The 24,264-nt window shown below is 72.8% G+C and carries 22 protein-coding genes and 1 pseudogene; 10 read left to right on the top strand and 13 right to left on the bottom strand.

Translation table 11 applies throughout. From position 1 onward, the window contains the following. Positions 1 to 125: 125 nt before the first annotated feature. The 4 genes from hpaD to AAHZ94_RS07080 form a co-directional block, all read right to left on the bottom strand. Entirely contained in the window at positions 126 to 1,163 is a 1,038-nt protein-coding gene (gene hpaD / locus AAHZ94_RS07095) for a 3,4-dihydroxyphenylacetate 2,3-dioxygenase (RefSeq protein WP_349991443.1), read from the bottom strand. A 19-nt stretch (positions 1,164 to 1,182) separates the two neighbouring features. Continuing rightward, entirely contained in the window at positions 1,183 to 2,679 is a 1,497-nt protein-coding gene (hpaE, locus tag AAHZ94_RS07090) for a 5-carboxymethyl-2-hydroxymuconate semialdehyde dehydrogenase (RefSeq protein ID WP_349991442.1), read from the bottom strand. Between the two features lie 54 nt (positions 2,680 to 2,733). After that, positions 2,734 to 3,654: a 4-hydroxy-tetrahydrodipicolinate synthase gene (dapA, locus tag AAHZ94_RS07085; protein ID WP_349991441.1), complete on the bottom strand. Its 921-nt coding sequence runs from the start codon at positions 3,652 to 3,654 to the stop codon at positions 2,734 to 2,736. 242 nt (positions 3,655 to 3,896) lie between these two features. Further along, positions 3,897 to 5,333 carry a fumarylacetoacetate hydrolase family protein gene (locus AAHZ94_RS07080; protein ID WP_349991439.1) on the bottom strand — a complete coding sequence of 479 codons (1,437 nt, stop codon included), beginning with the start codon at positions 5,331 to 5,333 and terminating at the stop codon, positions 3,897 to 3,899. 265 nt (positions 5,334 to 5,598) lie between these two features. Here AAHZ94_RS07080 and AAHZ94_RS07075 point away from each other — a divergent pair, with 265 nt between their 5' ends. From AAHZ94_RS07075 to AAHZ94_RS07045, 7 genes are all read left to right on the top strand, one after another. Then, positions 5,599 to 6,339 carry an alpha/beta fold hydrolase gene (locus AAHZ94_RS07075; RefSeq protein WP_349991438.1) on the top strand — a complete coding sequence of 247 codons (741 nt, stop codon included), beginning with the start codon at positions 5,599 to 5,601 and terminating at the stop codon, positions 6,337 to 6,339. A gap of 61 nt (positions 6,340 to 6,400) precedes the next feature. After that, complete coding sequence (locus AAHZ94_RS07070; RefSeq protein WP_349991437.1) at positions 6,401 to 7,096, top strand: GntR family transcriptional regulator; 696 nt, start codon at positions 6,401 to 6,403, stop codon at positions 7,094 to 7,096. Between the two features lie 216 nt (positions 7,097 to 7,312). After that, positions 7,313 to 8,455: a phosphotriesterase family protein gene (locus AAHZ94_RS07065; protein WP_349991436.1), complete on the top strand. Its 1,143-nt coding sequence runs from the start codon at positions 7,313 to 7,315 to the stop codon at positions 8,453 to 8,455. Further along, positions 8,452 to 9,522, top strand: coding sequence for a phosphotriesterase family protein (locus tag AAHZ94_RS07060; RefSeq protein WP_349991435.1), 1,071 nt, complete (start codon positions 8,452 to 8,454; stop codon positions 9,520 to 9,522). The genes AAHZ94_RS07065 and AAHZ94_RS07060 overlap by 4 nt, the downstream gene beginning before the upstream one ends. Positions 9,523 to 9,568: 46 nt before the next feature. Continuing rightward, a complete protein-coding gene (locus AAHZ94_RS07055) occupies positions 9,569 to 10,546 on the top strand; it encodes an alpha/beta hydrolase (protein WP_349991434.1) in 978 nt (325 codons plus the stop codon). Positions 10,547 to 10,769: 223 nt separating this feature from the next. Continuing rightward, positions 10,770 to 12,497 carry an amidohydrolase gene (locus AAHZ94_RS07050; protein WP_349991433.1) on the top strand — a complete coding sequence of 576 codons (1,728 nt, stop codon included), beginning with the start codon at positions 10,770 to 10,772 and terminating at the stop codon, positions 12,495 to 12,497. Positions 12,498 to 12,736: 239 nt separating this feature from the next. Beyond that, entirely contained in the window at positions 12,737 to 13,303 is a 567-nt protein-coding gene (locus tag AAHZ94_RS07045) for a phosphoribosyltransferase family protein (protein ID WP_349991432.1), read from the top strand. Positions 13,304 to 13,555: 252 nt separating this feature from the next. Here the strand turns inward: AAHZ94_RS07045 and AAHZ94_RS07040 are convergent, their stop codons facing one another. Continuing rightward, positions 13,556 to 14,131, bottom strand: coding sequence for a TetR/AcrR family transcriptional regulator (locus AAHZ94_RS07040; RefSeq protein ID WP_349991431.1), 576 nt, complete (start codon positions 14,129 to 14,131; stop codon positions 13,556 to 13,558). Positions 14,132 to 14,226: 95 nt separating this feature from the next. On the opposite strand from AAHZ94_RS07040, the gene AAHZ94_RS07035 reads away from it, so the two are divergent. Further along, positions 14,227 to 15,093, top strand: a complete 867-nt coding sequence (locus tag AAHZ94_RS07035) for an alpha/beta fold hydrolase (RefSeq protein ID WP_349991430.1) — start codon at positions 14,227 to 14,229, stop codon at positions 15,091 to 15,093. A gap of 167 nt (positions 15,094 to 15,260) precedes the next feature. Here the strand turns inward: AAHZ94_RS07035 and AAHZ94_RS07030 are convergent, their stop codons facing one another. The 3 genes from AAHZ94_RS07030 to AAHZ94_RS07020 form a co-directional block, all read right to left on the bottom strand. Beyond that, positions 15,261 to 15,791, bottom strand: a complete 531-nt coding sequence (locus AAHZ94_RS07030; protein ID WP_349991429.1) for a VOC family protein — start codon at positions 15,789 to 15,791, stop codon at positions 15,261 to 15,263. Between the two features lie 572 nt (positions 15,792 to 16,363). Then, complete coding sequence (locus tag AAHZ94_RS07025) at positions 16,364 to 17,005, bottom strand: GNAT family N-acetyltransferase (RefSeq protein WP_349991428.1); 642 nt, start codon at positions 17,003 to 17,005, stop codon at positions 16,364 to 16,366. A gap of 145 nt (positions 17,006 to 17,150) precedes the next feature. Continuing rightward, positions 17,151 to 17,531, bottom strand: a complete 381-nt coding sequence (locus AAHZ94_RS07020; RefSeq protein ID WP_349991427.1) for a winged helix-turn-helix transcriptional regulator — start codon at positions 17,529 to 17,531, stop codon at positions 17,151 to 17,153. Positions 17,532 to 17,776: 245 nt separating this feature from the next. On the opposite strand from AAHZ94_RS07020, the gene AAHZ94_RS07015 reads away from it, so the two are divergent. Beyond that, positions 17,777 to 18,178 carry a RidA family protein gene (locus AAHZ94_RS07015; RefSeq protein WP_349991446.1) on the top strand — a complete coding sequence of 134 codons (402 nt, stop codon included), beginning with the start codon at positions 17,777 to 17,779 and terminating at the stop codon, positions 18,176 to 18,178. Between the two features lie 393 nt (positions 18,179 to 18,571). Here the strand turns inward: AAHZ94_RS07015 and pqqE are convergent. The 5 genes and pseudogenes from pqqE to pqqA form a co-directional block, all read right to left on the bottom strand. Continuing rightward, positions 18,572 to 19,642 (bottom strand): annotated as a pseudogene (pqqE, locus tag AAHZ94_RS07010) (pyrroloquinoline quinone biosynthesis protein PqqE); the annotation flags it as partial. After that, complete coding sequence (pqqD, locus tag AAHZ94_RS07005) at positions 19,630 to 19,983, bottom strand: pyrroloquinoline quinone biosynthesis peptide chaperone PqqD (protein WP_349991426.1); 354 nt, start codon at positions 19,981 to 19,983, stop codon at positions 19,630 to 19,632. The gene pqqD and the pseudogene pqqE, both read right to left, overlap by 13 nt. A 116-nt stretch (positions 19,984 to 20,099) precedes the next feature. Next, a complete protein-coding gene (gene pqqC, locus AAHZ94_RS07000) occupies positions 20,100 to 20,867 on the bottom strand; it encodes a pyrroloquinoline-quinone synthase PqqC (RefSeq protein ID WP_502964596.1) in 768 nt (255 codons plus the stop codon). A gap of 131 nt (positions 20,868 to 20,998) precedes the next feature. Then, complete coding sequence (gene pqqB, locus AAHZ94_RS06995) at positions 20,999 to 22,015, bottom strand: pyrroloquinoline quinone biosynthesis protein PqqB (RefSeq protein ID WP_349991424.1); 1,017 nt, start codon at positions 22,013 to 22,015, stop codon at positions 20,999 to 21,001. A gap of 8 nt (positions 22,016 to 22,023) precedes the next feature. Continuing rightward, positions 22,024 to 22,179: a pyrroloquinoline quinone precursor peptide PqqA gene (gene pqqA, locus AAHZ94_RS06990; RefSeq protein ID WP_349991423.1), complete on the bottom strand. Its 156-nt coding sequence runs from the start codon at positions 22,177 to 22,179 to the stop codon at positions 22,024 to 22,026. Between the two features lie 574 nt (positions 22,180 to 22,753). On the opposite strand from pqqA, the gene AAHZ94_RS06985 reads away from it, so the two are divergent. Further along, positions 22,754 to 23,947 (top strand): PQQ-dependent sugar dehydrogenase, encoded by a 1,194-nt coding sequence (locus tag AAHZ94_RS06985; RefSeq protein WP_349991422.1) that lies wholly within the window; start codon positions 22,754 to 22,756, stop codon positions 23,945 to 23,947. The last annotated feature ends 317 nt before the right edge of the window (positions 23,948 to 24,264 follow it).

Below are 24,264 nucleotides of genomic sequence, written 5' to 3'. Positions count from 1 at the left end.
GAGGTTCCCCCCCCCCCCCGGGGGGGGGTTTCCCCCCCCCCCCCCCGCCCCCGGGGCCCCCCCCCCCCGCGGGGGGGCCGCGCCCCCCCCCCCCCCCGGCCGGCGTCGTGGTGCTGCGGGGCCGCTCAGCCCTCCTCGGTCGCCGGCTGCTTGCCCGGCTCGACGATGCCGAGGCCGTCGGCGCCGACCTGCACCGCGGACTCGTCCAGAACCGATTCGGTGACCGGCAGCGGGTTGCCCGCCAGGTCGAGCACCGGGGACGCCTCCTTGTACCAGGACTCGATCACCGCGTTGCCCCAGAAGTCGCGGCGGCGGTCGTCGTGCACGTTCCACCGGTACGTCTCGTGGTCGGGGTCGCCGGTGTAGTAGTCGGAGGTGTAGATCTCCACCCGGTGCCCGTCGGGGTCGCGCAGGTAGAGGTAGAAGGCGTTGGAGACGCCGTGCCGGCCGGGGCCGCGCTCGATGTGGTGTTCCTTGCGCAGCGAGCCGAAGAGGTCGGCGGTGCGGAGCACCTGGTGCGACTCGTGGGTGGCCACCCCCACGTGGTGCAGGCGCGGGCCGGCGCCGCCGGTGAAGGCGACGTCGTGGACGGTCTGCTTGCGGTACATCCACGCCGCGTACAGCTCGTGCTCGTCACCCTCGATCGTCTCCGAGCAGCCGAAGCCGAGCGCCTGGTAGTGGGCGTAGGCGGCGGGGATGTCGGGGGTGCAGATGTTGAAGTGGTCCAGGCGGGCTATCTCGGCGCCGCGGCGCAGGTCGTAGCGCTGGATGTGGCGCTCGGCGCGCTCGATGTCGTGGAAGAACTCCACCGGGAAGCCGAGCGGGTCGATGACGCGGACGGCGTCGCCGACGCCGGGTGTGCCGGCCCCCTTGGGGACGCGGCGCACGGGCCGGCCGAGGGCCCGGAAGTACTCCTCGGCCCGGTCCACGTCCTCGCTGGTGCGGACCCGGTAGGAGATGTGGTCGAGCGCGGCGGTCTCACCCTTGCGCAGCACCAGCGAGTGGTGGGTGAGCTCGTCGGTCCCCCGCAGGCAGAGCTGCGTCTGGTCCTCGTACTGGATGTGGAAGCCCAGCATGTCGGCCCAGAACCAGCGGGCCTTCGCCAGGTCGGTGACGACGAGCTGGGCGTAGGCGGAGCGGACGACGTCAGGAGGGGTGGTCATGGTTGCGGCTCCTTGGCGGTCACGCGCCGAAGCGGGGGGTGTGGGGCTGGCCGAGCATGACGTGGACGATCTTCGACTCGGTGTAGAAGTCGATACTATGCGCACCGCCCTCCCGGCCCAGGCCCGAAGACTTCACCCCGCCGAAGGGAGTGCGCAGGTCACGGACGTTGTGGGAGTTGATCCACACCATGCCGGACTCGACGGCGTGCGCCACCCGGTGGCCGCGCTGGAGGTCGGAGGTCCATACGTAGGCGGCGAGCCCGTACTCGGTGGCGTTGGCCAGTTCGATGGCCTCGGACTCGTCGTCGAAGGGGGCGACGGCGACGACCGGGCCGAAGATCTCCTCCTGGAAGATGCGGGCGTCCCGGGCGACGTCGGCGAAGACGGTGGGCTGGAGGTAGTTGCCCTCGGGCAGGTGGTCGGGGCGGCTGCCGCCGGCCACCAGCTTGGCCTCCTGCTTGCCGATCTCGACGTAGCCGAGGACCCGCTCGTAGTGCTCGGTGTGCACCAGGGCGCCCACTTCGGTGGCCGGGTCGGACGGCAGGCCGACCTTGACCCGCTCGGCGCGCTCGGCCAGGCGGCGGGTGAACTCCTCGTAGATCGAGCGCTCCACCAGCACCCGGGAGCCTGCCGTGCAGCGTTCGCCGTTGAGCGAGAAGACCCCGAAGACGACCGAGTCGAGCGCGGTGTCCAGGGCGGCGTCGGCGAAGAGCACGACCGGGGACTTGCCGCCCAGCTCCATCGACGTGGTCTTCAGGTGGGTGGCCGAGCTGCGGACGATGTGCCGGCCGGTGTCGGTGGAGCCGGTGAAGGAGAGCAGCGGCACCTTCGGGTGGTCGACCAGGGCCTGGCCCGCCTCCTCGCCGATGCCGTGCACGATGTTGACCACCCCGGACGGCACGCCGGCCTCGTCCAGGATCTCCGGCCACAGGCTGGCCGACAGCGGCGTCCACTCGGCGGGCTTGAGCACCAGGGTGCAGCCGGCGGCCAGCGCCGGGGCCAGCTTCCAGCTCTCCAGCATGAACGGCGTGTTCCAGGGTGTGATCAGGCCGGCGACGCCGATGGGACTGCGGACCACGTAGTTGATCTGCTGGTCTCCGACCCGGAACGCCTCTTCGCCGAGGGCGACGATCACGTCGGCGAAGTAGCGGAAGTTCTCGGCCGCCCGCCTGGCCTGGCCGCGGGCCTGGGTGATGGGCAGCCCGGAGTCGAAGGTCTCGAAGGCGGCCAACCGCTCTTCGCGGGCCTCCACCGCGTCGGCGATCCGGTTCAGGGTGCGGGCGCGCTCCCGGTTGCCCAGCTTGGACCAGGCGGGGAAGGCCGCGGCGGCGGCGGTGACGGCACGGTCCACGTCGTCGGTGTTGCCGGCCGCCGCGGTGGCGTAGGGGGCGTTGGAGACGGGGTCGCTGACGGGGAAGGTGCGGCCGTCGGCGCTGTCGAGGAGTTCGCCGCCGATCCAGTGGCGGATCTGCTCGGGCAGGTCGGCGGGGCGACCCGGGGTTCGGTGCGTGGACATGGTGTGTCTCTTCCCGTGTCGGAGGAGTCGGAGCTGCTGGGACAGATCTACGGGTCAGATCTGCTGGGTGAGGTCGCCGCCCTCGGCGAGCAGGGCGCGGATGCGGGTCAGGCCCTCGTCGGTGGGCCCGGTCAGCGGCGGGCGCACGTGCCCGGAGGTGATCCGGCCCTGCTGCTCAAGGACCCACTTGGCGGGCGCCGGGTTGGTCTCCACGAACAGCAGGTCGACCAGCGGGTGCAGCCGGTAGTGCAGGTCGCGGGCGGCCTCGAAGTCGCCCGCCTCCCACAGTTCGTACATCCGGGCCACGGCGGTCGGCGCCAGGTTGGCCACCGCGGAGACGAAGCCGGCGCCGCCGAGCGCCAGCAGCGGCAGGCACAGCAGCTCGATCCCGGACCAGACCAGCAGGTCCCGGCCGCAGGCGTGCAGGACGCGGGAGAAGTGCTCGAAGTCCTTGGTGGTCTCCTTGACGCCGACGAAGTTGTCGAAGTCGGTGAACAGCCGCTGCACCGTCTGCGGCGCGATGTCCACGGCGGTGCGCGAGGGCACGTTGTAGGCGACCAGCGGCAGGTCGGGGAACTCGCGGGCGACCGTGGCGTACCACTGGTAGAGCGCTTCCTGGGTGGGGCGCGCGTAGTACGGGGTGATGACCAGGGCGGCGTCGGCGCCCAGCTCCTGGGCGGCTGCGGTGATCTCCAGCGTCTCGTCCAGCTTGTGCGAGCCGGTGCCGGGCAGGAACGGCACCCGGTCGCCGATCTCGTCGGCCGCGGTGCGCATCGCCGCGATGCGCTCGGCGACGGTCTGCGCGGAGGGCTCACCGGTCGAGCCACCCAGCGAGATGCCGTGCGAGCCGGATTCGAGCTGCCAGCGGATCAGGCCGCGCAGGCTGTCGTGGTCGACCGCGCCGTCCGCGGCGAAGGGGGTGACGACGGGGGCGATGGACCCGCGGATGGTGGCGGGGTCGCTGCGGAACTTCATGGGTTGCTCCGTGGGTGATGGGGTGCGGACGGGGTCACGCCCGGGTGTGTGGGCGGGGGCGGACCGCGTGCGCGGGCGGGTGAAGTCGGGGTGGGTGGGGCCGGGACCCCGTACGCGGGTGGGAGTCCCGTGCGCAGGGTGGGACGGGAACCTCGTACGAGGGTGGGTGGGGAACCTCGTACGGGTTGGGTTGGGCTCGGCCCCCGTACGCAGACGGGTTCAGGTGGTGCGCGGGGGCACCGTCAGGACCGGGTGGTGCGCCACTGTTCGTAGGCCGTCTTCCAGGTGGGGCCGAGCGGGTACAGGCCCTCGATGGGTTCGCCGGCCGACACCTGTTCGGCGATGAACCGCTCCTGGAGTTCCTGTTCGGTGCTGTCGGCGATGAGCTGTTCGGCCTGGTCCGGCGGGACGATGACGACGCCGTCGGCGTCGCCGACGAGGATGTCGCCGGGTTGGACGAGCGCCCCGCCGCAGGCGATCGGCACCCCGGTGTCCCAGGGGACGTGGCGGCGGCCGAGGACGGCGGGGTGTTCAGCCGCGTAGTACGTCGGCAGGTTCAGGTCGGCCACCGCGGCGCTGTCCCGCAGGCCGCCGTCGGTGACGATGCCGGCCGCGCCGCGGCGCTGTGCGCGCAGCGCCAGGATGTCGCCGATGGTGCCTGAGGTCGGGTCGCGGCGGGCGTCCATCACCAGCACCTGGCCCGGGCGCAGCTCTTCGACGGCGCGCTTCTGGGCGTTCATGCCGTTGCCGTACCGGGCGAACAGGTCCTCGCGCAGCGGCAGGTAGCGCAGGGTGTGTGCGGTGCCGACGAGCTTGGCGCCGGGGTCGGTGGGCCGCACCCCGTCGATGGTCATGTGCTGGAAGCCGCGCTTGCGCAACTGGGAGCTGAGGGTGGCGGTGGCCAGGCCGCGCAGCGCGTCGGCTATCTCGGGGGCCAGGGTGGGCTGCTGCGGGTGGGCCGGGCCCCAGGCGTCGGCGCGCAGTGCGGCGTCCACCCGCGGCATGGCGCCCCAGGTCTCCAGCGGGTGGTCGGACTCGACCACCGGGTTGCTCAGCCGGCCGCTGCTGGTCCGCCCGTCCAGGGTGCTGACCTCGACCTCGACGGTGTCGCCCGGCGAGGTGACGGATGCGCCGGCGGGCGTGCCGGTCAGGATGATGTCACCGGGCTCCAGGGTGACCAGGCGCGACAGGTCGGCGATGAGGTCGCCGAACGGGAAGAGCAGGCCGGCGGTGTCGGCGTCCTGGACCAGTTCGCCGCCCACCCAGGTGCGCAGGCGCAGCGCGGCCGGGTCGAGGTCGGCGGCCGGCAGCAGCCGGGGCCCGATCGGGGTGAACCCGTCGGCCCCCTTGGACCGCAGGTTGGAGCCGCGGTCGGCGTAGCGCAGGTCGTACGCGCCGGCGTCGTTGGCCGCCGTCACCCAGGCGACGTGGCTCCAACCCTGTTCGGGGCTGACCCGGTGCGCACGGCGGCCGATGACCAGGGCGATCTCGCCCTCGAAGGACATCAGTTCGCAGTCGGCGGGGCGCACCAGGGCGTCGCCGGTGCCGGCCAGCGAGGAGGGCGGCTTGAGGAAGTAGGACGGCTGCTTGGGGATGCGGCCACGTTCCTTGGCCCGGCAGGGGTAGTTGAGGTGGACGGCGATGATCTTCGACGGCTGGGTTCCCAGCGGATGCGGCATGGGAGTTCTCCTGGGCGTGGGCGGCGTCAGGCGCTTGTCGAGGAGGGACGGGGCCTGACCGCGCCGGCGTGGCGAGGTTCCGTGCGCGGACGGCGACGGCCTTCCTGGAATACCGGGCCGGACAACGCCGGCGGTCCAGTAATCGTATACGATATCATGCACATCCAGTCGGGGAAGATGAAGCCCCGACCGGCTTCGCGACAGCGGGCGGCGGCCTCAAAGGGTCCGCGGACGCCCGGGAACTCAAGGTGAGGATGTGCGACCCATGCAGAGTCGAACTGGTCTGACCGTCCATGCGTTCACTCCCGACCAGGCCGCGGGCGCGCCGCCCGTCCTGCTGGTGCACGGCTTCGGTTCCGACGGGAACCGGGACTGGGTGGAGACCGGCATCGTCCGGGCGCTGACCGCGGCCGGCCGGACGGTGCTCGTCCCCGACCTGCGCGGCCACGGCGAGAGCCCGGCCCCGGCGACGGCCGCCGAGGTCACCGCGCCGGCCCTGGTCAGCGATCTGGTCGCGGTGCTGGACGAGGCGGGCATCGACACGTTCGACCTGGTCGGGTACTCGCTGGGCGCGCGGCTCGGCTGGGACGTGCCGGCGGCTGCGCCCGGCCGGGTGCGCCGGGCGCTGCTCGGTGGGCTCAGCCCCGCCGAGCCCTTCGAGGCGGTGGACGTCGCGGCGCTGCACCGCGCGGTTACCGAAGGCACCGAGCCCGCCGACCCGTTCACCGGCATGATCGCCGGAATGGTGCGCGCGCACGGGCCCCGGGCGGCCGGCCTCGCGCTGTGCGTGGAGGGGCTGCGCAGCACGCCGTTCGTACCGCAGGTCTGGGACGGCCAGGCGCCGCCGGCCTTCGTCGTCGGCGAGGACGACATGATGACGCACGGCATAGAGCGGGTGGTCGCCCTGGTGGCGGGCGCGGAGCTGACCCGGGTCCCCGGCGCCCACCACGAGGTTCTCGCGCAGGACGCGTTCCGCCGTACAGTCCTGGATGTGCTCGCAGGGTGAGCGCACGAGGTCAGCGCCGGGGTCGCCGCAAGGCCCACCGGCCCGGGGTGGAGGAACACCGATGAGTGCCACGGAAAAGACGGAGAAGACGCGGAAGGCAGCGGCCCCCGCCAAGGGGTCGAAGGCCGAGCTCAGCTACGACCTGCTGCGCTCGCGCATCCTGGACGGGACCTACGGGCCCGGCTACCGGCTGGTCCTGAGCCAACTCGCCCGGGAGACCGGGGTCAGCACCATCCCGCTGCGCGAGGCCCTGCGCCGACTCCAGTCCGACGGGCTGGTGGAGGTGGTGCGCAACATCGGCGCCCGGGTCGCGGTCTTCGACGCCGCCCAGGTGGAGCACTCGCTCCAGGTGCTGGCCCGCCTTGAGGGGTACGCGACGGCGATCTCGGCGCCCCATATGACGGGCCGGCACATCGAGCGGTCCCGCACGGTCAACACCCGGATGATCCAGGCGCTCGAAGACTTCGACCCCACGTCCTTCACCGCCCTCAACCGGGAGTTCCACTTCTCGCTGTACGAGCACTGCCCGGACGCCCACCTGGTCGCCCTCCTGGAGGCCGAGTGGGCGCGCCTGGACCACATGCGCCGCTCGACCTTCAGCTACGTGCCCGGACGCGCCAGGCGCTCGGTCGCCGAGCACGAACGACTGCTCGAACTGATCGAGACCGGCGCCGAGGCCAGCGCGATCGAGCAGGTCGCCTGCGCCCACAAGATCGCCACCGCGGACGCGCTGCGACAGGCCAAGTCGGTGCCGTAGCGGACTGCCGTCCGGTGGGGTGGGTCGGCCGGTGGGGTTACTGCTCAGCGGGGTCACTGCCCGGCGGAGCCTCGCGCCGGGTCCGTCGGGTCGCCGGGTGGGGCGGCAACGCGGGGGTGGTCCGGCGCGGCAAGGCGATGCGACAGCGAAAGTCCCCGTCATTCTCGGGTTCGCGATCGTATACGATGTGGCATCTCACCTGTTAGATTGAGCCGCATGTCCACCACCGACTCGACTGCCGGTGCGGCCGGTGCGCCGCGGCCCGGGCCGTCGTCCGGGGGGAGCGTCACCACCGTCACCGGCGAGGTCCCGCCGGACGCGCTCGGCGTGGTCCTCCCCCATGAACACCTGTTGAGCGACTTCGCCCCGCCCGCCGACACCGCGGAGTCCTGGGCGGCTGCGGGGCACCCCCGCCCTGCAGCCGCCGCGCCGTGCCGGCTCTACCACGCACCCCTGACGATGGATCTCCTCGGCGACCTCACCCTGGGCGCCGTCAACCGGGACAACTGGCTGCTCGACGACGAGCAGGTGGCCGCCAGCGAGGCCACCGCGTTCCGGGCGGCCGGCGGCGGCACCCTGGTGGACGCCACCCCGGCGGGACTTGGCCGACAGCCGGCGGCGCTGCGCCGGATCGCCGAGGCGAGTGGGGTGCACCTCGTGATGGGCACCGGCCGCCACCACCCCGGCCGACCCACTGGCCCCATCAGCCCTACCAGCCCCGCCAGCCCCGGCGTGGGCGAGCTGACCGAGGAGTTCGTCCGGGACCTCACCGAAGGTGTGGCAGGGGTACGGGCCGGTCTCATCGGCCAGTTGGCCGCGCTCGACCCGGAGCAGCCCGCCGCCCGCACGCTGCTGGTGGCCGCGGCCGGGGGGGCGGCCACCACCGGCGCCCCGCTCGCCCTCACCCGCTCCGCGGACGCCGCAACCCAGACCCGCGTACTCGACCTGCTCGCCGCATCCGGCGCCGACCTGCGACGGGTGGCCGTCGGAGGCTGTGACGCGCTCGCCCCGCGCCCCGACGACCTCGAACCGCTGCTTGCGCGCGGCGTGTTCCTCCAGTTCGACCGGCTCGGCAGGTTGCCATCGGTGCACAGTGTGAGCGACGACCAGGACGTGGGGGCGGGCGGGGGGGGCCCCCCCGCCCCCCCCCCCCCCCCCGCGGACCGCATCCTGCTCTCGCACGGCACCCACACCAAGGCCCAGTTGTTGGCCTACGGCGGCGGCGGATACGGCTTCCTGCTCCAGCAGTTCCTGCCGTACCTGCGGATGGTCGGCGCCGATGAGACGCTCATCGAGACGGTCACCGTGCACAACCCCGCCCGCCTGCTCACCATCGCGCACCGGAGGGCCGACGCATGAGCCGCTACCCCTTCGAGATCCCGGACCTGACGGGACTTGCCCTCACCGTCGACGGGCCGGTGGACCCGGCCACGCTCGGCCACACGCTCATGCACGAGCACATCTTCGTGGACCTGCGCCGGCCCGAGCGCTTCCACCGCCCGGGCGAGGACTCCCCCGAGGCCGCCGAACCCCTCACCCTCGCCACCCTGGCCCGCACCCGACACGGCCGCCCGAACGCCGACAACGACGTGCTCGGCGACTTCGACGAGATGCTGACGGAGGTACGGGCCTTCAGCGCGGCCGGCGGCGGCACCATGGTCGAGGTCTCGCCGAACGGCCTGGGCCGGAACCCGGAGGCGCTGCGCCGGCTCGCCCGGGCCAGCGGGCTCCACATCGTCATGGGCGCCGGCTGGTACACCCCGACCTTCCACCCCGTCGACATGGCCGAGCGGACCGTGGACGAGTTGGCCGACGGCATCGTGCGCGACGTCGTCATCGGCGTCGGCGACAGCGGCGTCCGCTCGGGCATCATCGGCGAAGTCGGCGCGGACAGCGCCCCGTTGACCGACGACGAGCTCAAGAGCGTACGGGCCAGCGGACGGGCCAGCCGGGTGACCGGGGCGCCGATCACCTTCCACGTCGGCGGGGTCGGCGAGGACAAGTTCACCGTGCTCGACGTCCTCACCGACGAGGGGGTGGCCCCGGAGAACATCGTCTTCGGCCACGCCATGGACGTCCTCATGAACCCCGCGCTCGGCGACCGTCTACTGGCCCGCGGCGTCTTCGTGGAACTCGACTTCCTCGCCTCGCCCGGCAGCCCCTGGGGCCACCTCGTCCTCACCAGCGACCACAAGGTGGCCCGTGGGATCGCCGAGCTGATCGAGCGCGGCTACGTCGACCACCTCGTACTCGGCCACGACGTCTGCCAGAAGATCCAGCTCAAGCGGTACGGCGGCCAGGGTTACGACTACATACCGCGGCACTTCCTGCCCGCCCTGCGCCACCTGGGGGTGAGCGAGGAGGCGCTGCACACGATCATGGTCGACAACCCCGCACGCGCACTCGCCTTCGCCACGCCCCAGTGACCGCCGGCCGCCCGTCCGCCGCCCCGCCCACCTCCGAGGGAGAACCATGCGCGTCGTCCCCGTACCCTTCGACCCGGCCCTGCGCGCAGTGCTGGACGCCCTGCCGCGCGACGACGGCCCGGCCCCCTCGCTGGCGGGCATCCCGGCGATGCGCGCCGCCACCGCGTTCTTCCCCACCCCGTCGGCCGCCGAGGTCATCGGTGAGCGGGCCATCGAGGCCGTCGAACACACCGTCCCCGGCCCGGCCGGCGCGCCCGACATCGCCCTCACCGTGCTGCGCCCGCGCGGGGCGAGCGCCCCGGTCCCCGGCCTGTACAACATGCACGGCGGCGGCATGATCAGCGGCAACCGGCACCAGGACCTGCCGCGCCTGGCCGACCTGGTCGAAGCGCTCGGCGTGGTCGCGGTCAGCGTCGAGTACCGGCTCGCCCCCGAGCACCCCGATCCGGCACCGGTCGAGGACTGTTACGCGGGGCTCTGCTGGTTCGCCGAGCACGCCGCCGAACTCGGCGTGGACCCGGGCCGCGTCGTCGTCATGGGCGGCAGCGCCGGCGGCGGACTGGCGGCCGGCCTCGCCCTGCTGGCCCGCGACCGCAACGGCCCGCTCCCGGCTGGCCAGTTGCTGCTGTGCCCGATGCTGGACGACACCAACACCACCGTCTCCAGCCACCAGTTCGACGGCAGCGGCACCTGGCAGCGGGCGATCAACGTCGTCGCCTGGCAGGCGCTGCTCGGCGAGCGGGCCGGCGACCGGGATGCGGAACTCTCGCCGTACGCGGCGCCCGCCCGCGCCCGCGACCTCGCGGGCCTGCCACCCGCCTTCATCGAGGCCGGCAGCGCCGAACTGTTCCGGGACGAGGACGTGGCGTACGCCTCCCGCATCTGGGCCGCCGGCGGCCAGGCCGAACTGCACATCTGGCAGGGCGCCTTCCACGGCTTCGACGTCTTCGCACCGGACCACGAGGTGACCCGGGCCGCGCTGGCGAGTCGACTGTCCTGGCTGCGCCGGGTGCTCGACCTGTGATCCACTGCGGCTGCCGACCCCGACCCCCACTGTTACGCGGCCTCCGCCGCCCGTACGCCACCTCGCTGACCTGCGCCCCGGCCGGCAGGCCGCTCCTGCCGTACGCCGCGCCGTTCGGCCACCCCGCGGACCCGGCCGACCTGCCGAACCACCCGCCACCCGTGCCCCGTTCCCGTCGGGCGCGCCTCCACTCCCCCACCGTTCACAGCCAGAAGGGCCATCGATGCCGGAGACAGCGGACCTCATCCTGACCGGCGGCGACGTGCTGACGATCGACGCCGCGTTCACCGTCGCCCAGGCGGGCGCCGTGCGCGACCGCCGCATCCTCGCCGTGGGGAGCGACGCGGAGATCGCGGCGTACGCCGGGCCGACGACCCGGGTGGTCGAGTTGGCCGGGCGGACCGTGCTGCCGGGGATCAACGACTCCCACCTGCACGCCGCGGCCTGGGCCCTCACCAGCCCGCCGTTCGCGCTGGACATCAGCCACCCGGCCGTACGCTCGATCAGCGACATCGCCGACGCGGTGCGCAAGGCCGCGGCCGAGACGCCCACCGGGGCCTGGATCACCGGCCTCGGCTGGGACAACGGCTATCTGGCGGAGTGCCTGGCCGACCCGGAGCGCCGGCCGCGCCGCGCCGACCTGGACGCCGCGGCGCCCGACCACCCGGTCTGCCTGACCGACTTCTCCGGCCACATGGTCTGGGTCAATTCCAAGGCCCTGGCGCTGGCCGGGATCGCCCGCGGCACCGAGTCACCCTCGGGCGGGGTGATCGAGACCGACGCCGCGGGCGAGCCCACCGGCATCCTCAAGGAGACCGCCCAGGCGCTCGTGCAGGGGCTGGTGCCGCCGGCGACGGTCGCCGAACGCAAGGCGGCGATCCGGTCGGCGGTGGCGGCGCTGCACGCCGAGGGCATCACCAGCTACACCGAGCCGGGGCTCGGCCCGGGCGGCGCGGAGATCCTCGGCGGCGGCCTGGACACCGGCACCCTGCACGCCTACGTGGAGTTGGCGACCGCGGGTGAACTGGAGGCGCGGGTACGGGTGTTGCTGCTGCCGGCCCCGATGGGCGGCTCGGCGGCCGAGGTGACCTCGGGGCTGCGCGGGCTCGCCGTGCCCGATGAGGTGGACGCCCGGAGGCTGGCCATCATCGGGATCAAGGTGTTCGCGGACGGCGTGCCGCCGAACGAGACGGCGTGGATGCACGAGCCGTACACCGGCGGCGGCCACGGGGCGCTGTGTGTGCACGGCGCCGACGCCGGGCTGAAGGAGGCCGAGTTGGCCGAGATGATCCGGGTCGCACACGCGGCCGGGTACCAACTCGGCGTGCACGTGACCGGTGACCGGGCGATCGACGCGGTGGTCGAGGCGTTCGCTGCGGCGACCGCGACACATCCGCGCCCGGACGCCAGGCACTACGTCATCCACGGCGACTTCGCCTCGCCGCAGAGCCTGGCGAAGCTGGCCGAGCACGGCTACGGCATCAACATGAACCCCGCCATCAAGTGGACCATCGCCGATCTGATGGACGACATCGTGGGCAGCGCCAGGTCGGACTACCAGTGGCCGGTGCGGTCGGCCGCCGAGGCCGGCATCGCCGTGTGCGTCGGCTCCGACGCCCCGATCACCCAGCCCAACTGGCGTCGGGGCATCGCCGCCATGCTGCTGCGCGAGTCCAAGGCCACCGGCCGCGTCAGCGGCCCTGACCAGCGCGTTTCCCTGGAGACCGCGCTGCGCGCGTACACCGTCAACGCGGCCAGGCAGGACTTCGCCGAGGAGTGGAAGGGCACCATCGAGCCGGGCAAGGTCGCCGATCTGTGCGTCATCGGGGGCGATCTGCGCGCCGCCGACCCGCACGACATCCCCGATCTGCCGATCGACCTCACCGTCTTTGACGGGCGCATCGTCTACGAGCGCGACGGCGAGGGCGCATCCGGCGGCGGCGAGGCGTAGCGCCGCGCCGCGGGGGGGGGGGGGGGGGGGGGGGGGGGGGGGCGGGGCCCCCCCGCCGGGGGGGGGCCCCCCCCCCCCCCCCCCCCCCCCCCCGCAGCACCCTTGCTCCGGCCCGTCGGGGGCCGGTCGGGAACACGCCGGCGACGTGGCAGGGCGTATCGGGGGACATGGCGGAGGCACGGCGGGACACTCACGGAAATTGACTTGCTCCGCGCCCGCGGCCACAGAACACTCCCGGTATGACCACCGCCGCGCGTGATCTCACCCTTGAGTACGTTCGTTGGATCGATGGGCACGTCGATGTCTGGGGGGTGTTCCGGGACGCGCAGGCACTGGCCGGCATCGTGGCCGGCCTCGCCGAACCGTTCCGGGACGCGCAGGTCACGGCCGTGTGTGGGGTGGAGTCCCGCGGCTTCCTGCTCGGTGGCGCGGTCGCCGTAACGCTCGGGGTCGGCTTCGTCCCCGTCCGCAAGGACGGCGGCCTCTTCCCCGGCGAGAAGCTCGTCCGCGAGACCGGGCCCGACTACCGCAACCTCCGCCACCGGCTGCACCTCCAGCGTTCCGCCCTCGGCCCGACCGACCGGGTGCTGATGGTCGACGACTGGATCGAGACCGGCAGCCAGGCCGTCACGGTCAAGGACATCGTCGAGGAGTGCGGGGCCACCTGGGTGGGGTGCAGCGTCATGGTCGACGAACTCGACCCGGCGACCCAACCCACGCTCGGTTCCATCCACAGCCTGCTGGACGCGGCCGATCTGCCGCCCTGTCCCCCCGAGCAACTGACGGGCACCCCCGCCGCACCCTGACCACGGACCGCTCGACCTGGCAGCACCCCAACTCGCGCCCACCACGGCCGTGTTGGGGTGCGTCGCAGGAGGCCGTCAGGTCGGGACAACCAGCCGGCCTCCACTTCCGGACACCAGCCACCAGCCACACCGGCCCGCCCAACCCTGCCCGCCCGCGCCAGCCCGCTCAGGCCGACCCCGCGTCACCCCACGGCAACCCACTCCGGCCGGACACCCGAACCAGCCCGACCCGGCTCAGCCCGCCCCGCCCCGCTAGCGGTACGAGTTGATCAATCGGGCCAGGTGCCGGCCGGCGATCTCCATCGGCTCGGGCGTACGGGAGACCTGGGCGGAGAGTTCGGCGCCCTCCAGGGTGTTGATCACCGTGTGCGCCAACTCCTGGGCGTCGGACTCGGCGAAGCCGGACCGGCGCAGCTTGTCCGCGACCAATCCGCGCCACCGTTCGAACGCCACCTCAACGGCCTGCTGGATATCCGGAATCCGACCCACCGTCTCCAGCGCGGTGGCCGTGATGGGGCAGCCGTCCTGCCAGTCGGAGTCACGCAGGTACTCGGCCACCACCCGGGCCAGCGCGACCACCGCTTCGGCCGGGTCGTCCTTGCTGGCCAGCGCGTCCTGGAGCATCTGCGCGAAGTGCTCGTCCGCGTGCCGCACGGCCTCGGTGGCCAGCCCCTGCTTGCCGCCGGGGAAGAAGTGGTAGACGGAGCTGAGCGCGACCTGCGCCTCGGTGGCGATCTGTTTGATCGCGGTGCCCTCGTACCCCTGCCGCATCATCAGCCGCGAGGCCACGTCCAGGATGCGCGCCCGTGTGCCCAGTGTTGCAACCATGCGCCCAGCCTATCGGTGGAACGTTCATTCCAGAGAGTGTGTATGCTCACGCTGGAACGTTCGTTCCACTCCTTTTTCAACGAAAGGCTGGTGCCATGCGCCACCACCGCATCACCGCCAACGGGATCGACTTCTCGTACGTCGAGCAGGGCGACGGCCCGTTGGCACTCCTGTTACACGGCATGGTCGAGACGCCGCGCGTGTACCGCCATCTGATACCGGTCCTCGCCGAGGCGGGATACCGGGCCGTGGCCCCGTCGCTGCGCGCCTTCGCGCCCACCGGGCTCCCCGCGGACGGCAGCATGAAGGTGGCCGACCTCGCCGCCGACGCCAATGCACTGCACGAGGCGCTCGGCGGCGACGCGAACGCGGTGATCATCGGCAGCGACTGGGGCGCCTACGCCACCTGGGGCGCCCTCAACCAGGCACCGGAGCGCTGGTCGAAGGCGGTGGTGGCGACCATTCCGCCGCTGCGCTTCCTCCGACCGCTGGACCCGGCGATGATCCACAAGCTGGGCCATTTCTTCTTCTTCCAGATGTCGGTGGCCGAACAGATCGTGCCGCAGGACGACTTCGCCTACCTGGAATGGCTCTGGGACTACTGGAGCGGCAACGTGCCAGGCGTCGACCTCACCCCGGACATCGAGGCGGGCAAGGACACCGTGCGCGAACCGGCCAGGCTGCGGCTGGCACTTGAGCTCTACCGGCAGAACTTCCCGGTGGACACCTTCGGCACCGACCGCTGGGAGGGCGGCGCGCTCCTCTCCGAACTGCCCACCAGGCCCACGCTGTACCTGCACGGCACCGAGGACCCCAGCGTCACCGAGGAGACCCTGGCAGAGATCGTCGCCGCGCTGCCGGCCGGTTCGGACGGGCTGATGCTCAAGGGAGCGGGCCACTTCCCGTTCATCGAGCGGCCCGACGAGGTCAACGCGCGGGTCCGCGCCTTCCTCGCCGGCTGACCGACGGCCCGGCCCACAGCCGGACCAGCAGTACGATGATCCGGCCGACGGCACGTCAACTCGCGTCATGCGACGCGATGTTGGGCCGTTAGGCAGCGGGTCGGCCGTGGCCCAGGGGGTGGGTCCACGGCCGGCCTCGCACCGTTGCCGCGGGCGCCCGGGTGGGGTCAGCGCCAGTCGTTGTTGCTCGTGTGGTCACCGCCGAGCCAGCGGGCGAGGTCGGCGTGAGCGGTCTCGCGGCGCGCTGCGTTGATGGCGTCCGCGTCGGCGTGGTCGACGGCGAACTCCAGCATCAGCCCGTTGGGGTCGGTGACGTACAGCGAGACGCAGTAGCCGTGATCCATGACGAAGGTCTCGGGCTCCGCGATGCCGGCCCCGGAGATGCGCTTGCCGATGGCGTCCTGCACGTCCTGCTCGACCTTGAAGGCGATGTGCCGGAAGGGGGTGAAGTTGATCTGGGTCTTGTACTCCGCGGTGTCCTTGGGGTCGGCGAACTGGAAGAAGGCGAGCGCGCCGCCGTCGGCGAGCCCGTAGAAGGTGTGGCAGTACGAGCGTTCGGCGCCGAAGAGCACATCGCGCTCGCTCCAGGTGGCGACCAGCGGCAGGCCGATCACCTCCTCGTAGAAGCGGCGGTTGGCTTCCTGGTCCTCGGTGATCCACGCGTGGTGGTGCAGGCGCAGCGGGAGGGTCTGGCTCATGCTGGTTCATCTCCTGGCGTGGGAGTGGGCGTGACGCCGACTTCTGGTGGCACGTCGGCTCATCACCCAGCATGGACCAGTCTGGTTTAACGTTGAACCAGTGCAAGCCATGGCCTGCCAACAGCCAACGCCGTTTGGGCAATGGCCCGTTGGCCACCGGGTGACCTGCACGGATGGCGACCGGACGGCGGGGCGCCGACCATCCCACCCGGCTCCCCCTCCTCAGGGCGCACCGACCCCCGCACCACTCGCGGTGAACCGCCCGACCTGCGCACACCTTCCCAGGAACGCGCGCCCGGCCACCTGCCGCCAAGGCGGCCACACCCAGCCGAAGGCTGCACCCAAGGCCCCGACTCGGGCGCGAGCACTGCCCGCCGAGACGGTCGGCCAGGCGAACAGCGGGGCAGCCGGTGCCCCCGCGCACCCGTCCCCGTACGCGACGGGTGCACCCACCCCCGTACCCGGTGGGTGCACCAACCCGGCACGCCGTACGCGCGCCAACCCTGTATGCCGCACACACGCCGACCACGGGCGTCGGACGCGCGCCGATGCCCCTGCGTGCCGTACGTGCGTTAACCCTGGGCGCGGTACGCGCACTCCGCCAGCGTGGCGTGCTTCTTCCAGCCCAACGTCTCGTAGAGCGCGCGCCCGTCGTCGGTGGCGCCGAGGACGCCGAGGTGGGCGCCGCGCTCCAGGGCCTGGTTCGCGAGCGTGCGCATCACGAAGTGGCCGAGGCCGCGCCGTCGATGGGCCTCTTCGGTGACGACCTGGTCGACGATTGCGGCCTCCCCGACCAGCGCGATCTGCCCCTGGGCGGCCCGCTCACCCGCCGCGTCCCGCGCCCGCATGACGATGACGTCGCCGCGGGTCTCCACCTCGGCGGTGTATCCCGCGGGCGGCGGCTGCTCCGAGGGCGCCAGGTCCGTGACCATCAGATGCCCGGTGCTCTCCCAGACCATCGCCCAACCCGCCGGCAGCCACGGTTCGATGCGCTCGGGCTCGGCGGGCATCTTCAACCAGGTCCGCGGCTCGGTCACGGACAGCGCCGCGGCGCGGACCAGCGACACATCCACCTCGGGCAGCAGATGCCGGCCCACCTCCCGGGCGCTGCCGACCACCTCGATGTACAGCCCCCAGGGCTTCTCGACCGGCGCCGGACACCGGCGCGAGACGGCCCAGCCCTCCGCCCACGTACGCACGGTGTCGGCAACCATCGACCCTCCCGAGTGACGGGCCACCACCGCGACCCGTAATAGGCGTCTTACGGAAGCAGATATTACGTCGCGGGTGCGGTCGGCAACAGCCGTTTTCCGTGGCCCGCGACCGTTTCCGTGGCGGGCCGCGGGGGCCGCCCGGCGGTCACCCGTCGAAACGCTCCCGAGCGGTTTCGATGTGGTCGAGGAACTCGCGGGTCCAGCCGCAGATGCCGTCGACCGTGGCGCGCAGCGCCCGGCCGGGTTCGGTGAGGGTGTACTCGACGCGCGGCGGGACGGTGGGGTGGACGGTGCGGGTCGCGAGGCCGTTGCGCTCCAGCATGCGCAGGTTCTGGGTGAGCATCTTGTGGCTGATGCCCTCGACCTCGTTGCGCAACTCGCTGAAGCGCCGGGTGTCATCGCCCAGCGCCTCGATGATCAGGAACGCCCACTTGTTGGCGATGTCCGAGAAGATCTCCCGCGCCATCGAGTCCACCCGCCTGAGGTCAGCGTTGTCCGGCTGGCCCTTGAGCTCCTTGGTCACCACGAGGTTCCCCCGTCACCGATAAGTGCGTTCTTCCCGTACGGCGATGACTCTCCTACGGTTCCTGAGTAACCGCAAGAGAGCACGAGGCGCGCTCTCGACGGCGGAACCAGGGGCTTGGCCCATCGTGCCTGCGGGCGCCGCCGGGTCCCCCGCGGGCCGGCCGCCACCTCGGCCGGGCCCGTACCGCAGCGCCGCACCGCACCGCACCGCACCGCAGATCGTCACCGAAGGAGCACCACATGACCGTGTCCGCATCGGACGTCTTCCAGCACCAGGTACCGGCCGAGGCCGACTTCGGCTACGCACAGGCCATCAGGTCCGGCGGGCTGATCCACGTCTCGGGGCAACTCGCCCTGGACGAGGTGGGCGAGTTCCGCAGCCCCGACGACTTCACCGCCCAACTGCGCCTGACGTACGCCAACTTCGACCGGGTCCTCGCCCACTACGGCGTCACCCGCAACCAGATCGTCTCGCAGACGCTGTACGTGGTGGACCTGCCCCGGCACGCACAGGCGACGGCGGACGGGAACCGGGGCTACTTCGGTGCGCACCGACCGGTCAGTACGGTCGTCGGCGTCGCCGCGCTCACCTTCCCCGGCCAGGTCATCGAGATCAGCTTCGTGGTCGACCCGTCGCTGCCCGCCTGAGGGCCCGGGCGACGGCCCGCGCGACGCCGCCCGGGCCCACCCGGTCCCACCCTGGGACCGTCAGGGGTTCGCGGCGGTGGGTGGCCCGGCCGCCGGCTCGTGAGGCGTGCCGAGTTGGGTGGGGTGGCGAGCGACCGGGTCCTGTGGGGTGGACACACCTTGTGGGGCGGTCGGGCCGTGTGGGGTCGCCGGACCTGTCGCCGGACCTTGCGGGTCGGCCAGCGCGGCCGGGCGCCCGCGACCGGTGCTGGCCGGGGTGCGGTAGACGTACGGGGCCTGGTCCCGCTCGGCCGGGGCGGAGCCGGTGGGCGTCGGTGCGGACACGGTCAGCGGGAGCAGCGGGCGGGCTGCCGGGCCGGCCGCCGCGAGGGGATCGCTCGCGGTAAGGGGCTCGCTCGCCGTGGTGGGTTCACTCGCCGCGTCGGCAGCCGCGCGCACCAGGGCGTGATCGGGCGAGAGCGCGCAGGCCGGGTCCGTCCGTGCGGCGTCGCCGGTGAGCGCGTACGCCTGGCAGCGGCAGCCGCCGAAGTCGGCTTCACGGTGCGTGCAGCTCCGGCAGGGTTCGGACATCCACTCCGTGCCGCGGTACCTGCGGAACGCCGGCGACGACTCCCAGATCCAGGCCAATGACCGGTCCCGGACGTTGGGTGGGTCGAGCCCGGGCAGTACGGAGGCCGCCGGGCAGGGCAGTGCCGTGCCGTCCGGCGCGACCGTCAGCGAGACCGCGCCCCAGCCGCCCATGCAGGGCTTGGCGACGCCGTCGAAGTAGTCCGGGACCACCCACACCAGCTCGATGGTGCCGGCGAGTTCGGCCCGGCGGCGCTCGATCGCGGCGCTGGCCCGCATCACCTGTTCCCGGCCGGGCAACAGCGCCGCCCGGTTGCGCAGGGCCCACCCGTAGAACTGGGTGTTGGCCAGTTCGATCCGCTCCGCGCCCCAGTCCACGGCGAGGTCCACGATCTCCTCCACCGCATCCAGGTTGTCCCGGTGCAGCACCACGTTGACCCCGAGCGGCAGCCCGGCCTTCCGCACCAGCTCGGCCGCGCGTTCCTTGGCCGTGAACGAGCGGTAGCCGGCGATCAGGTCCGAACGCGCGGGGTCGACGTGCTGGACCGAGAGCTGCACGCTGCGCAACCCGGCGTCCACCAGGGTGCCGAGCCGGGCCTCGGTGAGCCCCACCCCGCTGGTCACGAGTTGGGTGTAGACACCGGCGTCGTCGGCGGCTGCGACGATCTCCACCAGATCGCTGCGCAGCAGCGGCTCCCCACCGGACAGATGGGTGTGCACCACTCCGTAGTCACCGGCCTGCCGCATCACCCTGCGCCAGTCGTCCGTACTCAACTCTCTTGACCTGCGGGTGAGTTCGAGTGGGTTGGAGCAGTAAGGGCAGTGCAGCGGGCAGCCATGGGTGAGTTCGGCGAGCAGCGCCCAGGGGCGCGCGGGCGTCTCGCTCACCGTAGCCACCCCGCGTCCCGCAGCCGGGTCAGGAAGCGCGGCACCTCATCAGCGACCGGCGCGCCGGGGTGGCGTCCCGCCAACTCCGCAACGAGCGTGGCGACATCGCGCCGCCCGTCGCACAGCCGCAGTACCTCGGCCGCGCTGCCCGCCCGCACCACCACCCGCTCGGGCAGCACCAACAGGTCCGTCTGGCGCACCCGGTCGCGGCGCAGCAGGACGGAAGCGGAGAGCGCGGGTCGCCAGGCTGTGTCGATCACCGGCCCGGCGGCGCGCGTGGCCGGCGCGGCGCCCTCCCCGCCGGGGCCCGGCTGCTCGGCCGTCGTCGGCTGCACGGGAGTGGCCGTCACCGGGTGCGTAGGGCCGGCCGTCGCCCGTTGTGCGGGGCCGGCCGCGGTCGGGTGGACCGGTCCGGCCGTCGCCGGCTGCACGGAAGCAGTCGTGGCCTGCCGGGGCGCGCCCACGGTCACCGCCCCGCCAGGTCGTCGCCCGCGGCGGGGTCGGCCGAGGCGGCGTGCGCCACCGCGTCCAGCAGTGACCACAGCACGTCGCACTTGAAGGCGAGCGCGGCCACCGCCCGGTCCTGCTCCTTGCGGTCATCGGCCCAGTCCAGGACGAGGGCCAGCGCCTCCCCGCCGTCCCGCCGCCCCTCCTGCTCCCGGCGGCGGAAGTAGGTGAGCCCGGCCGGGTCGATCCACCGGTAGTGGCGTTCGAAGGCGTCGATGCGGGTGACCATGATGTCCGGGGCCGACAGCTCGGTCAGCGAGGCGGCGACCGCCTCCAGCGGCGAGCCGAGCCGGCAGAAGTTGACGTAACCCTCCACCGCGAGCCGGACGCCAGGCAACACGCCCTCGCCCGAGAGCAGCAACGCGCGGTCGAGCCCCACGGCCTCGCCGAGCCGCAGCCAGTTCTCGATGCCGCCCTCGTTCTCGGCCCGGCCGTCGTGGTCCTGGATACGGCGCAGCCAGGTGCGGCGCTGCTCGCGGGTGGGCAGCTTGGACAGCACCAGGGCGTCCTTGATCGGGATGTGGCGCTGGTAGTGGAAGCGGTTGAGGACCCAGGTGCGCAGCTCGTCGGGGGTGAGCTCGCCCTGGTGCATGCGCAGGTTGAAGGGGTGCCGGTCGTGGTAGCGGCCCGTGGCGACGGCCCGTAGCCGTGCTTCGAAGGCGGCTCTGGCCGCCGCTCCGCTTCCGGCCGGCTGCCCGGCGAGCTCTCCGCTCAGGGCTGCGGCCATGTCTGCGGTCGGGTCTTTGTCCAGGCGCGCCGCCGGGGCGTCCGCGGCGCCGGTCTCCGTACTCACTCCCGATCCCCTTTCCTGCCCGTCGACGGCTTGCGGTCCCCGGCCGGTCTGCGGCGCGGCGCTGCTCACAGCTCGATCACCATCCCGTCGGCGGCTACCTCGATGCCCCACTCGGCCAGCCGGCGGTGTTCGGCCGCGGCCGGGTCCACGAGCGGGTTGGTGTTGTTGAGGTGGGTGTACAGACAGCGGGCGGACAGGGCGGCCAGCCGTTCGGCGGTGCCGCCGGGGCCGACGACGGGCAGGTGGCCCATGCCGGTGGCGGTGCGCTGGCCGATCCCGGTACGGCGCGGCTCCTCGTCGTCCCAGAACGTGCCGTCCACGATCACGCAGTCGGCGTCGGCCGCCGCGTCCGCGAGCTCCGCCGACCAGGTGGCGACCGCCGGCGCGTACAGCAGGGTGCCGCCCGAGGTCCGGTCGGTGATCCGCAGTGCGACGGACCAGTGGTCGTCGCCGGCCCGGCCGGTCCGCCCGGCCGCGTTCGGGTCGGGTTCCTCGTCCACGGCGGCGTAGCGCGGGCGCTTACCCGATACGGGGATGGCGCTGACCGCGATCGGGCAGCCCTCGTCGACGGCCCCGGCGGCGGCCGGTGTCGCCGCTCCGTCCGCCGGCGCTCCGCCCGCCGGCGCGGCAGCCGGTGCGGCAGCCGGTGCGAGCGCCACCTGTTCCGTGGCCAGGGCGCGCCAGCGCAGGTCGGTGTAGGGCGCCAGGACCGCATCGAGCCGGAGCCGGGTCACCAGGGCGCCGCGCACGGCGTCGGTGGCCAGCACCTCGAAGCCGTCTGCCTCACGCAGCCGGGCGATGCCCAGGGTGTGGTCGAGTTCGGCGTCGGTCAGCACGATTCCGGCCACCGGGGAGCGGCGGGTGCCGGGCGCGGGCAGCAGCGGCGGACAGTCCTCGATCTGGTCCCCGATGTCGGGTGTCGCGTTCACGATGTACCAACGGCCCTCCGCGGCCCGTACGGCCAGCGAGGCGTGACGGCGGCGCCGGACAGGGTGAGCGCGCGCCCCGGTACAACTGGGGCACGCGCAGTTCCACTGTGGTATGCCGCCGCCCGCCGCGGTTCCCAGTACCCGCAGCAGCACGGCGCCGACTAACGGTTGTTCAGCGAGTACGCGGTGACTTCGAGCCCGGTCTCGACGACCGTGTAGTCAGGCGTCTGCCAGCCGGTCGCCCCTTCGCCCGCCGAAACCTCGGGGTCCACGGACCGCACCTGCTGCTCGACCGCCTGCTGTACGGATTCAGACATGAGCCATACCTGCCCTTCTCAGCCTTCTGTGGCCTTGTTGGCTTGCTCGGCTTGCTCGGCCTTCGCTGCTTGCTGGTTTCGCGTCCGCCGCACGGGCCCGCACCCCGGTCGCGCGCACCCGTCCGGGACGGGACGGGACCGGACCAGACCGGAGGACCGCAGCGTGTGAAGGAATCGGATGGTGCCTTCGTACGGTGTCGCACGGCCCGGTGCGAGGTGCCGACCGGGTCGGTAACCCTGGTGACGCTTGCGCTCAACTACGCCTGGAGAGCCCGGACTTCCCACGGATGACCGTTGGGGCTCCCGTTGCAGAATCGCGATCCATGTGACGACAGTCAAGAGCTGTTGACGACTCCGGAAGCCTTCCTTACATTTCCCCGTACTGCCCTTCGCTGCGCCAGGCGGCCACCCACGGCAGCCGCCCCGCCGCAGCCCCCACCCCCCACCGCAGTCCTGTCGTAGGACGGCCCCCGCACCGCCGAGGCGTCGCCTCCCGTCCTTCGCGCACCGCGTCACCGCAGCGCACCGCCCCCGCCACCGTGCACGAACTCCCACCCCCTAGGAGGAACGTTCCATGGCCAGGGCCCCCCGCACTTCCCGGCAGACCCGCCGGCGCACGATGCTCGCGCTGACCGCCACCACCGCGCTGACGGCGGGTCTGCTCACCGCCACCGCGGCGACCGGCACCGCGGCGAGCGCCACCCACCGCAGCACCACGAGCCACAGCGCCACCGCACCATCCGGCCAACTTCCCGGCCAGAGTGGGCCGGCCGCCGCGCTGTCCGGCGGGCACCACGGCAACTCCGTCCCCTCAGCGGTCCGCAGCGTCTCCGACGGCTGGGCCCTCCCCTGGGGGCTGAGTTGGCTGCCGAACGGCTCCGCGCTGATCACCGAGCGCGAGTCGTTCAAGGTCTTCCAGTTGACCAGGGCGGGCAAGCGCACCGAGGTCGGCACGGTCCCCAACGTGGTGACCACCAACGGTGAGGGCGGCCTGATGGGCGTGGCCGTCTCCCCCAACTGGCGGCGCGACCACCACATCTTCCTGATGCACTCGGCCGAGAACGAGAACCGCATCGTGCGGATGACGTACGACGGCACCACACTGAGTGACTACAAGGTGTTGGTGTCCGGCATCAAGAAGCACCGCTTCCACAACGGTGGCCGGCTCCAGTTCGGCCCGGACGGCTTCCTCTACGCGACCACGGGTGACGCCTTCGACTCGGCGAACGCCCAGAACAAGGAGTCGCTGAACGGCAAGATCCTCCGGCTGACCCGAGACGGCAAGCCCGCCCCTGGCAACCCGTTCGGCACCCTCGTCTACTCCTACGGCCACCGCAACCCGCAGGGTCTGACCTGGGACAACAAGGGCCGGCTCTGGGAGGCGGAGTTCGGCAACAACGCCTTCGACGAGCTCAACCTGATCAAGCCGGGCCAGAACTACGGCTGGCCGGTGTGCGAGGGCGCGTGCACCACCCCGGGCATGACCAACCCGGAGCAGCAGTGGAAGACCAGCGACGCGTCACCGAGCGGCCTCGCGTACGCGGACGGCGCCGTCTACCTGGGCGCCCAGCGCGGCCAGCGGCTCTACCGGGTACCGCTGACCAGCACCGGGACCGGCACCCCCGAGTCGTACTACGCGGGCGAGTACGGGCGGCTGCGCACCGTCGAGAAGGTGCCGGGCACCAACTCGCTGTGGCTGACCACCAGCAACGTCTTCGGGGCCGGCCAGCCCAGCGTCGACAAGGTGCTCCAGGGCGACCTGCGGTGACCGGCGCCGGCCCACGGTCCGCCGGGGCGCGGGAGCCCGGGCCCCGGTGACCGGCCGGCACACCCGTTGCCCGGCCGGCACACCCGCCGCCCCACGCACGAGGGCGGTGCCCGGGGTCGTGGTCCAACCCTGGGCACCGCCCGATGTGCGGTGTTCGTACGGTGTGCAGTTTATGTATGGGCGGGTGCGGTGCGGCCGGTCCTGCCGTGTGTGCCGGGTGCCGGCCGGGCCGCTGGTGGGGGGGGGGGGGGGGGGGGGGGGGGGGGGGGGCGGCCGGCCGCGGGGGGGGGGGGGGGGGCGGCGCGGCCCCGCCCCCC

Source organism: Streptomyces sp. HSW2009, from assembly GCF_040240285.1.
Taxonomy (GTDB): Bacteria; Actinomycetota; Actinomycetes; order Streptomycetales; family Streptomycetaceae; genus Streptomyces.
This window is presented reverse-complemented; position numbering and strand designations above follow the sequence as displayed.